At 67.3% G+C, this 11,855-nt stretch carries 11 protein-coding genes and 1 tRNA gene; 2 read left to right on the plus strand and 10 right to left on the minus strand.

From position 1 onward, the window contains the following. Both FYX01_RS24490 and ctaC read right to left on the minus strand, forming a co-directional pair. A partial coding sequence (locus FYX01_RS24490) for a cbb3-type cytochrome c oxidase subunit I (protein WP_150245724.1) occupies positions 1-1,162 on the minus strand: 1,162 nt, incomplete at its 3' end. Further along, complete coding sequence (gene ctaC / locus FYX01_RS24495; protein WP_449406796.1) at positions 1,162-2,169, minus strand: aa3-type cytochrome oxidase subunit II; 1,008 nt, start codon at positions 2,167-2,169, stop codon at positions 1,162-1,164. The genes ctaC and FYX01_RS24490, both read right to left, overlap by 1 nt. A 375-nt stretch (positions 2,170-2,544) precedes the next feature. Between ctaC and FYX01_RS24500 the strand changes: the two genes are divergently transcribed. Further along, on the plus strand, positions 2,545-2,793 hold the full coding sequence (locus FYX01_RS24500; protein WP_150245732.1) for a sulfurtransferase TusA family protein: 249 nt from the start codon (positions 2,545-2,547) through the stop codon (positions 2,791-2,793). Between the two features lie 223 nt (positions 2,794-3,016). On the opposite strand, the gene rpsD is transcribed toward FYX01_RS24500, so the two are convergent. The 8 genes from rpsD to FYX01_RS24540 all read right to left on the minus strand — a co-directional run bounded on the left by rpsD (position 3,017) and on the right by FYX01_RS24540 (position 11,185). Next, a complete protein-coding gene (gene rpsD, locus FYX01_RS24505; RefSeq protein ID WP_150245734.1) occupies positions 3,017-3,628 on the minus strand; it encodes a 30S ribosomal protein S4 in 612 nt (203 codons plus the stop codon). A gap of 384 nt (positions 3,629-4,012) precedes the next feature. Next, entirely contained in the window at positions 4,013-4,984 is a 972-nt protein-coding gene (locus tag FYX01_RS24510) for a carbohydrate kinase family protein (protein ID WP_150245738.1), read from the minus strand. A 243-nt stretch (positions 4,985-5,227) separates the two neighbouring features. Beyond that, positions 5,228-5,575, minus strand: a complete 348-nt coding sequence (locus FYX01_RS24515) for a HesB/IscA family protein (RefSeq protein ID WP_150245741.1) — start codon at positions 5,573-5,575, stop codon at positions 5,228-5,230. A gap of 379 nt (positions 5,576-5,954) precedes the next feature. Next, positions 5,955-6,812, minus strand: a complete 858-nt coding sequence (locus tag FYX01_RS24520; RefSeq protein ID WP_150245744.1) for an ABC transporter ATP-binding protein — start codon at positions 6,810-6,812, stop codon at positions 5,955-5,957. Then, positions 6,805-7,671, minus strand: a complete 867-nt coding sequence (locus tag FYX01_RS24525; RefSeq protein WP_150245747.1) for an ABC transporter ATP-binding protein — start codon at positions 7,669-7,671, stop codon at positions 6,805-6,807. Before FYX01_RS24525 ends, FYX01_RS24520 begins: the two co-directional genes overlap by 8 nt. Next, the gene (locus tag FYX01_RS24530; RefSeq protein WP_150245749.1) at positions 7,661-8,650 is read right to left on the minus strand and encodes a branched-chain amino acid ABC transporter permease; all 990 of its coding nucleotides are present in this window, start codon (positions 8,648-8,650) and stop codon (positions 7,661-7,663) included. The genes FYX01_RS24525 and FYX01_RS24530 overlap by 11 nt, the downstream gene beginning before the upstream one ends. A gap of 10 nt (positions 8,651-8,660) precedes the next feature. Beyond that, on the minus strand, positions 8,661-10,214 hold the full coding sequence (locus tag FYX01_RS24535; RefSeq protein ID WP_150245752.1) for a branched-chain amino acid ABC transporter permease: 1,554 nt from the start codon (positions 10,212-10,214) through the stop codon (positions 8,661-8,663). A 410-nt stretch (positions 10,215-10,624) separates the two neighbouring features. Next, entirely contained in the window at positions 10,625-11,185 is a 561-nt protein-coding gene (locus tag FYX01_RS24540) for an ANTAR domain-containing response regulator (protein WP_190394477.1), read from the minus strand. 160 nt (positions 11,186-11,345) lie between these two features. On the opposite strand from FYX01_RS24540, the gene FYX01_RS24545 reads away from it, so the two are divergent. Beyond that, a tRNA-Leu gene (locus FYX01_RS24545) sits at positions 11,346-11,420 on the plus strand. Positions 11,421-11,855: the final 435 nt, after the last annotated feature.

Consider the following 11,855-nt stretch of genomic DNA (forward strand, 5'->3'; position numbering starts at 1 on the left):
CGAAGTAGGAGTCGGTGACGTGGAAGTCGATGGGCGGCGAGGCCAGCAGCACACCGGTCAGACCGCCGAAGAGGAAGGTCACCAGGAACCCGATGACGAACAGCATCGGCGTCTCGAAGGTGATCTGGCCCCGCCACATCGTGCCGATCCAGTTGAAGAACTTCACCCCGGTGGGCACCGCGATGAGGAAGCTCATGAAGGAGAAGAAGGGCAGCAGCACCGCGCCGGTGGGGAACATGTGGTGCGCCCACACCGTCACCGACAGGCCCGTGATGGCGATCGTCGCCGCGACCAGGCTCTTGTAGCCGAAGATCGGCTTGCGGCTGAACACCGGCAGCACCTCGGTCACGATGCCGAAGAAGGGCAGCGCGATGATGTAGACCTCGGGGTGGCCGAAGAACCAGAACAGGTGCTGCCACAGGATCGCGCCGCCGTGCTCGGGATCGTAGACGTGCGTACCGATCATACGGTCGGCGCCCAGGGCGATCAGGGCCGCGGTCAGCACCGGGAACGCGATGAGCACCAGAACACTGGTGAGCAGGGTGTTCCAGGTGAAGATCGGCATGCGGAACATCGTCATGCCGGGCGCGCGCATGCACAGCCCGGTGGTGATGAAGTTGACCGCGCCCAGGATCGTGCCCAGACCGGAGACGATCAGGCCCAGGATCCACAGGTCACCGCCCAGCCCCGGCGAACGCACCGCGTCCGAGAGCGGCGTGTAGGCGAACCAGCCGAAGCTGGCCGCGCCGCCGGGGGTGAGGAACCCGCTGACGGCGATGAGGCTGCCGAACAGGAACAGGTAGTAGCTGAACAGGTTCATCCTGGGGAACGCCACGTCGGGCGAACCGATCTGCAGCGGCATGATCACGTTCGAGAACCCGACGAACAGCGGGGTCGCGAACATCAGCAGCATGATCGTGCCGTGCATGGTGAACAGCTGGTTGAACTGCTCGTTGGACATCACCTGCATGCCCGGGAAGAGCAGCTCGGTGCGCATGAGCACCGCCATCAGCCCGCCGAGCAGGAAGAAGAGGAACGCGGTGATCAGGTACATGTACCCGATGATCTTGTGATCGGTCGACGTCATCCATTTGACGATCATCGACCCCGGACTCGACGGTGTTCTGCCGCCGGCCTTGGGAGGGAAGTCGTTGGTGGTCATTATTCGTCGTTCTCCTCGGTGTCAGCTCCACCGAAGCCCGTGCCCTCTTCGTCGGTTTCGGCGCCCTCGGTACCGGCGCCCTCGGCACCCGTACCCTCGCCGAACTCCGGCTGGTCCTCGACCGCGGCGGCCTCGGCCTCGGCTTCCGAGGCGGCCTGCTCCTGCTCGGAGACCCACGCGTCGTACTCGTCCTGGGGAAGGACCTCGACGTTGAAGAGCATGCGGGCGTGGTCGACACCGCACAGCTCGGCGCAACGGCCGATGTACTCGCCCTCGGTGTCCTCTTCGAGGTTCACCTGGAAGGCGTTGTCACGGCCGGGGATGACGTCCATCTTGAAGCCGAACGCCGGCACCCAGAAGGAGTGGATGACGTCCGTCGAGTGGAGGTCGAAGTGGACGGTCGCACCCTCGGGGAGGACCAGGGTCGTCTGGGTCGAGGGGTCGGCGGTGCCGTCGGGGTTGGGAACACCCGTCTGGGAGAAGAGCACCTCCCCGTCGTTCTCCTTCTTGTCGTCGAGGTAGTTGAACTGCCAGGCCCATTGGAAGGCCACGACCTCGATGTTGACGTCCGCGGGCTCGTCGGTGTCGAGCAGGACCGCCTGGTCCCGCGCGGTGAAGAAGAACAGCACCGAGATGATGACGATCGGCAGGACGGTGTAGAGCGCTTCGATGGGCATGTTGTACCGCACCTGGGGCGGCAACTGCTCGGAACGCTTGCGGTGGAAGATGATCGACCACGCGATCAGCCCCCACACGAGAATGCCGACCGCGAAAGCCGCCACCCAGGAGCCCTGCCAGAGCGAGATGACACGCTCGGCCTGGTTGGTGATCGGCTCCGGCATGCCCAAACGAGTGAGATCGTTCGACGCGCAGCCGGTCGCGGCCAGCCCCAGCACGGCGAGCGCGGCGCCGCGTGGTGCCCATCGGCGCGGGTTGAAACGCCGATTCTCTTGGCGGGTCGGACTCACGGATTGCCTTCCCAGCGGTGTAGCCCGTGGATCCTCCACGGGCGGCCTAAGTATCCAAAGCTTTTCAGGGGGAAACATTATCGCGAACCGTCCAGCGCCCCGCTCAGGGGCTCACCTGGTCAGCGTGTTGCCAGACGCCCCCGCGCAAAGCGCGCGGTGGTACGTGGAGCCGGGCCCGGTCGCCCGCGGAGGATGACCTCCCGGCTGGCTACGGAGCGCGGCCCGGCGTCCCCCCGGGCCCTCTTGTCCTCGATCGTGTCCCCGCGCTCCCGAGGGGCCGCGTGGACGCTCCACGAGGAGAGACCAAGGCGAGCGTATCGCTGGGTTGACGACACCCTTAACCGGGTTCGCCTTACGGACCCGATCGGGTCAGGATGGTCACGACAGGACAACGACACACGGAGGGTGCACCACGTGCGCGAACATCCGTCGCGGGCGCCGTCGGTCACCGTGGAGGCGGTGGGCCGCAAGTGCCCCATCCCCATCATCATGCTGGCCGCCCGACTGCACGAAGTGCCCATCGGCGCGGTCATCGCGGTCACCGCGGACGATCCGGCCGCGCACGCCGACATCCCCGCCTGGTGCCGGATGAAGATGCACGAGTTCGTCACCGAGCAGCCCCTGGACCGAGGGAGCGCCTTTCACATCCGCCGCATGTACTGACGCCGCGGGGCCCCGCGCGGCGCCGAAACGGTTGCGGTTCCGGTGCGGTAACAATTCATGCCGCGCCGAATTCGGGACGTGGCGGACTCCACAGTCCGAGGAGAAGCCGCGGCGGGGAGAAGGGAAGCCGGACACGAGGAAGGCCGTGCGGACGGATCCGCACGGCCTTCCTCCTCCCCCGAGCGCCCCGGAGGACACACGCGGGAGCTTGCCCGGCTGACGTCTAGCGGGCGTAGAACTCCACGACGAGCTGCTCGTCGAAGGGCACCGGGATCTGCTCACGCTTGGGACGGTCGGTGACCGCCACACGCAGGTCCTTGTGGCTCACCGCGAGGAAGCCGGCGATCTTGTCGTCGGCGTGGATGCCCTCGGCGGCCTCGACGAACGGCACCATGTTGCGGGACTTCTCCCGAACACTGATGATCTGGCCCGGCTTGACCTGGTACGACGGGATGTCGACCTTCTTGCCGTCCACAGTGATGTGACCGTGGGTGACGAACTGGCGGGCGGCGTAGACCGACGCGGCCAGACCGGAGCGCAGCACGACCGTGGCCAGGCGCAGCTCCAGCTCGGCGAGCATCTCCTCACCGGTACGGCCCGAACGCTTCTTGGCGTTCTCGTAGACCCGCAGCAGCTGCTTCTCGGTCAGGTCGTAGTACCAGCGCACCTTCTGCTTCTCCGCCTGGCGGACGGCGAAGTCGCTGCTGTTGCGACGAACACGGCGGCCGTGCTCACCGGGCGGGTAGGGACGCTTCTCGAAGTAGCTGACCGCCTTACGGGTCAGCGGGGTGCCGGCGCGCCGGGACAACCGCACCTTCGGTCCGGTGTAGCGCATGCAATGTCCTTTCAGGCTGAATCAGGGGAATCCCAGGTAAGGCTGGCCTAGATCTGGGAGGCGCTCGACGCGCCCGAGCCCACGACAGCGCGCCGGAGCGCACGGAAGCGGGGCGGGTTCCCCACCGTCGCGGCGACCCGGCGCGAACGGCTTGGGCTGGGTCACCGGCACGCGTTTCAGCGCACCGGAGGGCACGGGGCTCCCCGTGCGGACCGCCGGTCCCCTGCGGGAGGCGGTCGTTCGGGGCGCGGCCCGGTCCATGGACCGGGTCGTGCGGGTCGCGACTCACCACTCTACGGGCTCGCGGACACCACCACGACCAGCGAGCGCGGGACCGGCCCGGCCGCAGGGCCTCCCGCGCCCCTCACCGAGCCGGCACCGCCCCTACACGAAGGGCTCGACCTCGGCGGAGACCCCGGCCCCGTAGGACCTCTCCAGGCGCTCCAGCAGGGAGTCCGTGGTCAACGTGTACTCCTGCGGACCGTCGGCCTCCAGGCAGTGCACCGCGGTCGCGTTGCCGACCTGGGCCGCGCGCTCCAGGGACAGGCCCCAGGAGTGGGCAGCGAGGAAACCCGCGCGGAAGGCGTCGCCCACACCCGTGGGATCGACCAGCTCACCGACCGCGGCGGCGGGCACGTGCACACTCGGCTCACCCCGGCGATCGATACGGGCGCCCTTGGCCCCCAACGTGGTGACACGGGTACCGACCAGGGACAGCACCTCGGCGTCGGACCAGCCGGTCTTCTGCTCCGCCAGGGCCTTCTCGTACTCGTTGGCGAACAGGAACAGGGCGCCCTCGATCAGGGTGCGCACCTGGGGGCCCTCCATCCGGGCCAGCTGCTGGGAGGGGTCCGCGGCGAAGGCGATCCCGCGCGTACGGCACTCCTCGCTGTGGCGCACCATCGCCGCGGGATCGTCCGCACCGATCAGGACCAGGTCCAACCCGCCCACACGGTCGGCGATCGGCTGCAACTCGATGTTACGGGCCTCGGTCATGGCGCCGGCGTAGAAGGACGCGATCTGGTTCTGGTCCCGGTCCGTGGTGCAGATGAACCGGGCCGTGTGGCGCAACTCGGAGATGTACACCGCCGAGGTGTCCACACCGTGGCGGCCCAGCCAGGCGCGGTAGTCCTCGAAGTCGGCCCCGGCCGCGCCCACCAGCACCGGGTCAAGGCCGAACCGGCCCATACCGAAGCAGATGTTGGCCGCGACGCCGCCGCGCCGAACGTCCAGCTCATCGATCAGGAAGGACAGCGACAACTGCTGGATCTGCTCGGGGATGATCTGCTCGGCGAACCGACCCTCGAAGGACATCAGATGGTCGGTGGCAATGGATCCGGCAACCGCGATACGCACGGGACGAAGGCTCCTTGGTGGGAGGGGTCGGTCTGGGACCGGACGGAGTGATGGCATGGCCGGGACGCGCCCGGTTCGGACTGCACCAGGGTATCCAGTACGGCCGGAGCTTCACCTGCCGCCCGGCCGGGCCGCCCGCGAGGGCCCCGGACACGATGAGGGGAGGACGGACAAGCCGCCCTCCCCCGGGTACCGCTGCCCCGGTCCATGCCGGGACGGGGACGTCGCCGTCCCCCGGTCCACCTAGTTGAAGGAGTCACCGCAGGCGCAGGAGCCGGTGGCGTTGGGGTTGTCGATGGTGAACCCCTGCTTCTCGATCGTGTCGACGAAGTCGATCTGGGCCCCGATCAGGTAGGGGGAGCTCATCCGGTCGGTCACGACCTCCACACCACCGAAGTCGGCGACGACGTCACCGTCCAGATCACGCTCGTCGAAGTAGAGCTGGTAACGCAGCCCCGAGCAACCACCGGGCTGAACGGCCACGCGAAGACGCAGGTCGTCCCGCCCCTCCTGCTCAAGGAGCGCCCTGACCTTGGCAGACGCCTCGTCGGTGAGGATGATCCCCTCGGTGGTCTCGCTCTGAACCGTCATGTTGTAAAGCTCCTCTGAAAGGGGTTGCGGCTAGCCTGACGACCCCTCGGTCGCGTCTGGGACCGGCCCGCCGCGGCGGGTCCCGTCCCCTTCAACGGATCCCAACACCCGGTACCGGCCCGACATTCCTGCACAGCCGCCACCGGTGTCGCCATGCCGCAGCCGTGTTCTCCCTGCCGTCCGTTCCCACGGTGTGGGCGGGGTTTCGGCCAAGCACAGACGTGCTCGTCCCACCAGGGTAATTTGTCCGGTCCCGATACGCCATTCCCCACCGGCACCTGTGCACGCGTCCCGCCGGGAGACAGCCGCCGACCACACCAGCGGCGCCACGGAAAGGGGCGGGACCCGGATCCGGGTCCCGCCCCGCCTCCTCCCCGGATCAGCCCTTGGCGAGCGTCCCCAGGTACAACTCGATCACGTTGGGGTCCTTCAGCAGGTTCGCGCCCGAGCCCGTGTAGGCGTTACGGCCCTGGTCCAGCACATAGCCACGGTCACAGATCTGCAGGCAGCGGCGGGCGTTCTGCTCCACCATGACCACCGACACACCCGTCTGGTTGACCTCCTTGACCCGCTGGAAGACCTCCTCCTGGTAGATCGGCGACAGGCCCGCCGTCGGCTCGTCCAACAGCAGCACCGACGGATCCATCATCAACGCACGGCCCATGGCCACCATCTGGCGCTCACCGCCCGACAGAGACCCCGCCTTGGCCTTGCGCCGGTCCGCCAGCAGCGGGAACAGCCCCGCCACCACCCCGAACCGCGCGGCGAAGGTACGCGGCCGCAGGAACGCGCCCATCTGGAGGTTCTCCTCGATGGTCAGCGAGGGAAACACGTTCTGCGTCTGCGGAACATAGCCCACACCACGCTCCACCAGGCTGTGCGCGGGCAGGCCCGAGATGCTGGACCCCCGCAGGGTCAGACCGCCCTCACGGACCGGGATGAGCCCGAAGATCGTCTTGATCAACGTGGACTTACCCGCACCGTTCGGACCGATGATCGCCACGACCTCGCCCGCGGTCAGGGTCAGGGTGCACCCGTTGAGGATGTTCACCCCCGGCACGTAACCCGCCACCACGTCCTTGGCCAGCAGCAGGTAGTCCTGCGGACCACCCACCTCCGCCTCCTCGGCGCCGGCGTGCTCCAGGAGCTCCTCACGGTGCTCCTGGACCTCCGAGGCCTCCCCGGCCTCCGCCGGAACCTCCTCGGGCTCCGGCCGCAGGTTCCCGTTCTCAGTCATCGCCACTCCCCCGGGCCTCGGCCGTCTCCACCTGGGCACCCAGGTAGGCGTCGATCACCTGCTGGTCGGACCTGATGTCGGAAGGACGGCCCTCCGCGATCACCCGCCCCTGCGCCAACACCACGATCCAGTCGCTGATACCCATGATCACGTCCATGTCGTGCTCGACGAAGAGCACCGTCTTGCCCTCGTCGCGCAGCGACGTGATGTGGCCCAGCAGCGACTGCACCAACGCCGGGTTCACACCCGCCATCGGCTCGTCGAGCATGATCATGGTCGGATCGGTCATCAGCGAACGCGCCATCTCCAACAGCTTGCGCTGTCCGCCGGACAGCGAACCCGCCATGTCGTCGCGCTTGTCGACCAGCTTGAAGCGCTCCAGCAGGTCCAGGGCTCGCCGCGTGTTCTCCCGCTCCTGCCCCTGCCACACAGGCCGCAGGAACGCACCGGCCATCCGCTCACCGAACTGCCCCGGAGCACCCAACAACATGTTGTCGAGCACCGTCATCCGGGTCAGCGCCTTGGTCAGCTGGAAGGTCCGCACCATCCCGGCCCGCGCCACCTTGTGACCGGGCCTGCCGTTGATCGCCCCGCCCTGGAACGTCCACCGGCCCCCGTCGACCCGGTCGAAGCCGGTCAACAGGTTGAACAGCGTGGACTTACCCGCACCGTTCGGACCGATCAACGCCGTGATCGTGCCGCGCTGCACCTCCAGGTGCTCCACGTCCACAGCGGTCAGACCACCGAAGGAACGCCGCACGCCGTCCGCCACCAGGATCGGGTCGGACTTGGCCGAACCCGGAACCGGCTCCGCACCGGCCATACGGTCCGCACCGGCGTTCGTCTCGTCACTTGACATTGATCAGCATCTCCTTGCGGTCGCCGATGATGCCCTGCGGCCGGAAGACGATCAGCAGCACCAGCAACAGACCCACGAAGGCCAACTGGATCGCGCCGTAGTCCGGGCCCGACAGGAACGGCAGCCAGCCCATGGAGCCGAACCCCTTGAGCACACCGTCGGTGAAGGTCATCAGGAACCAGAACGCCATCGCGCCCAGAACCGGGCCGAACACACGCCCCGCACCGCCCAGCAGCAGGATCACCCACAGGAAGAACGTCACCTGCGGCTTGAACTGGTCCGGCTGGATCGAAGCCTGGTACACCGCGAGCATGCAGCCCGCCATCGCACCGATCAGACCACCCAGCACCAGCGCCTGCATCTTGTACGCGAACACGTTCTTGCCCAGGCTGCGGACCGCTTCCTCGTCCTCCCGGACGCCCTTGATCACACGCCCCCACGGGCTGTGCATCAGCATCCAGGTCAGACCGACCGTCAGGGCCACCAGGCCCCACGTCACCACCAGCACCCACATGTGGTTGCCGTTGTAGGCCAACGCGCCCACGCCGTAACGCGTGCCCCCGTCGAACGGGTTGAGCGTACGGAAATCCGACGCCAGGTTCTGCAGGCCGTACACACCGCCCGTCAGCGGCTCGGCGAAACCCGCCCGGTACACCAGGCGCAACACCTCCGCCGCCGCGATCGTCGTGATCGCCAGGTAGTCCGCCCGCAACCGCAGCGTCGGGACACCCAGCAGCAACGCCAGCACGAGTGCGCACAACAGGCCCACACCGAAACCGGCCAACAGCGGCAGATCGAACACCGCCACGCTGACGCCCACGCCGTAGGCGCCCACCAGCATGAAACCGACCTGCCCGAAGTTGAGCAGCCCCGTGTAACCGAAGTGGAAGTTGAGGCCGACCGCGGCGAGCGCGTAGATCGCCGCGATCGGGCCGAGCGCCGATCGAGTGGACTCGGCGAGGATCGAAAGAATATCCATCGTGTCTCTCCTAGCCGACCCGCTCGCGCCGACCGAGCAGGCCCTGGGGCCTGATCAGCAGCATGAGGATCATCAGGGCCAGAGCCCAGGCTTGCATGAGCTGGGACGGGAACCACAGGGTGGACAGCATCGCCACCATGCCGACGGCCAGGCCGCCGACCATCGCGCCGTAGGCCGTGCCGAGGCCGCCGAGGATCACCGCGGCGAACATCATCAGCAGCAGACGGAAGCCCATCTCGTACTCGACGACCTGGTTGAGCCCGTAGAGCACCCCGCCCAGCGCGGACAGGCCACCGCCCAGGCCCCACACGTACAGCGTGACCCGGTCCACGTCGATACCCGAGGACTCGGACAGGTCCCGGTTGTCCGAGACCGCGCGCATCGCCTTGCCGATACGGGTGAACTGCAGCAGACAGGCCACACCCACCAGGACCACGATCGCCACGCCCATGACCACCAGGTCGCGGGGCGGCATCGCCACCGGGCCGAACTGCACCGACTCCTGGATCTGGTAGCCGGCGTAACGGCTGCGGCCCGCCCCGAAGAGCACCAGGATCAGGTGGCGCAGAATCAGCGCCAGACCGATCGAGACGATGAACATCTGGATCAGCGCGACGTTGCGGTGCCGCAGCGGGCGCCAGATGTAGCGCTCCATCGACGCGCCCAGCACCGCGCCCATGAGGACCGCGACCGTGGCGGCCAGCCACAGCGGCACGCTCCAGCCGACCGAGTCGCCCATGACCCCGAGGACGGTGGCCAGCACGATACCGCCGAGGATCGCCGCCCACTGCGCGGTGATCAGCACCGGCCGGGACAGCCTGCCCTCCAGGAAACCGCCGAGGAGGACCGCCACCCCCAGACCCGCGAAGATCGCCAGCAGGGAGTTGCCCATGCCCGCGGCCCCGGTACTGAAGATCAGGGCGACCATCGCGCCGAAGGTCACCATGTCGCCGTGGGCGAAGTTGATCATCTTCGTGGTGCCGAAGATCAGGGAGAGGCCGATCGCGGAGACCGCGATCACCAGGCCGAACAGGAGACCCGCCGCGGCGAGCTGGACGAACCGCTCACCGAAGGAGCCGCCGCTGTCCACCACGGGCGCGACGGCCTCGTCGTCCCCGGCCGCGGCGCCCGAGTCCTCGCTCTCCTCCTCCGAGGGGGAGGCGGAGCCGTCGTCGGACCCGCCCGGACGTTCCAGCGCGACGATGAGGGGCCGCTGGTCGCCGGCCCCGACCTCCACCTCGGTTTCGCCGTCGACGACGATGCCCTCTCGTACGACGAACTCACTGGGGACGGACTCCTGGTCCACCACGACGCGGTAGGTGCCCGGTTCGGGCAACTCCACTTCCCATATTCCATCAGAGTCGGTTTGGGCCGCCCCGATCTCGTCCTCACCGTCGAAGACCGCGATCCCGATGCCTTCGACACCTTGATCCCGATCGTCCGGGTTGAGGATCTGACCGTGCAGCGACTCACCGCCCTGTTCGTCTGCCGTCGCCGCTGGCCCGGGGATCACCAGGATGGCGGTGATCAGGGCGAGCAGCACGGTCACGAGGCGTGTGCGCACGCGCGCTCCTTGCGCATCTGAGGGTGACGGTGCCGAATGAACACATTCGCCACCGCATGTCCTTTGCTGTTCGGTGCGGTGAGTTTAGCCCGATTTAGGCTGGTCATTCAGCATCACTAAAGCCACGTGACCCAACCGTCACCCCATTGTGCGCAAACGAGACCAAACTGGTATCCGGAACGGATTGACCCTGAACGTCTGTCTCGTCTCCTCCCTCACACAGGCTTGATCTGCACAGTTGTCCGCACTCTTCGTGCTCAGAAGGACACACAAACGCCCAGGGCGAGACGGGATCGTTCAGAGAGACACGGGCGGACCGGGCCCTCCCGGAACGACGGCAGGGGCCGCACCCGGTCGGGTGCGGCCCCTGCTCTGGGTTTCACGAGGGTGGAACCGTAAGCGCTACCTGCCTACCCCCCGAGGGTCTCGACGACGGTCTCGGCGACCTTGCGCATGGTCAGGCGCCGATCCATCGAGTTCTTCTGGATCCACCGGAACGCCTCGGGCTCACTCATCCCGTGGCGGCTCTGGAGCAGCCCCTTGGCCTGTTCGACCAGCTTGCGCGTCTCCAGACGGTCCTGGAGGTCGCTGACCTCGGACTCCAGCGCGGCCAGCTCCGCGTAGCGGGAGGTGGCCATCTCGATCGCGGGCACGAGGTCGGTCTTGTTGAACGGCTTGACCAGGTAGGCCATGGCCCCGGCCTCGCGTGCCCGCTCGACCAACTCCCGCTGGGAGAAGGCGGTCAGGATCACCACCGGGGCGATCCTCTCCTCCGCGATGCGTTCGGCGGCCGAGAGCCCGTCGAGCACCGGCATCTTGATGTCGGTGATCACCAGGTCGGGCTTGAGCTCCTGGGCAAGGCGGATGGCGGTCTCGCCGTCACCGGCCTCGCCCACGACGGCGTAGCCGTCTTCTTCCAGCATCTCCTTGAGATCCAGGCGGATCAGGGCCTCGTCTTCCGCGATCACCACACGGCTCTGCGTCCTCGTCACGTACACGAGGTTACCGAGATCCGCTAGGATACTGACCGTCGGGACCGGCACAGCGCGTCAATCGTGACATCACCGTTGGCGGAGCGGCGCCCCCAAAGGGAAGAAAAAATCTCAGAGAAGGTCTTGACAAATCCCTCTAGCCCTGATACTCCAATTCGGCAGAGAGAGCGAGCTCAAACCTCGTACAGTGTGGGTTCGAGTCCCACTCAGGGCACAAAGGTACAGAGCCACCCAACAGGGTGGTTCTTGTCATTTCAGACATCTTGCCCTCTATAGCGAGGCGATCGACGGAATGTCACATGCGTGAGCAAGTATTCACGCTGTGTACCCATCGCACGTCCGCCGCTCGGCGGTATCCATGCCCGGCTCCGGGATCTCCTACAGCGAGGTCAGCCGACGCATGGGCATCAACCGGCCCACCCTCCGCGACTGGTCGCGGGACCGTTCTCTCATCGCGAAGTACCGGGACAACGGTGGAAGCACGATCGGGCCATCATCCTGGAACCCTGGCAGCGGGAGATCGTTCACGCCCGTCCCGAACCCTTCGTTCGAGGGCTGGTCCGTTCCGACGGATGCCGGATCAACGACAGGGTCCGCCATCAGGTCCGCGGCGAGTGGAAGTACTACGAACACCCCCGCTACCAGTTCT

Origin of the sequence: Nocardiopsis quinghaiensis (assembly GCF_008638365.1) — a bacterium.
Classification (GTDB): Bacteria; Actinomycetota; Actinomycetes; order Streptosporangiales; family Streptosporangiaceae; genus Nocardiopsis; species Nocardiopsis quinghaiensis.

Coding starts and splice junctions, on each gene's coding strand:
- FYX01_RS24520 (WP_150245744.1), bottom strand. CDS start 6,812: ATGACTGAGAACGGGAACCTGCGGCCGGAGCCCGAGGAGGTTCCGGCG.
- FYX01_RS24515 (WP_150245741.1), bottom strand. CDS start 5,575: ATGACGGTTCAGAGCGAGACCACCGAGGGGATCATCCTCACCGACGAG.
- FYX01_RS24525 (WP_150245747.1), bottom strand. CDS start 7,671: ATGTCAAGTGACGAGACGAACGCCGGTGCGGACCGTATGGCCGGTGCG.
- FYX01_RS24530 (WP_150245749.1), bottom strand. CDS start 8,650: ATGGATATTCTTTCGATCCTCGCCGAGTCCACTCGATCGGCGCTCGGC.
- rpsD (WP_150245734.1), bottom strand. CDS start 3,628: ATGCGCTACACCGGACCGAAGGTGCGGTTGTCCCGGCGCGCCGGCACC.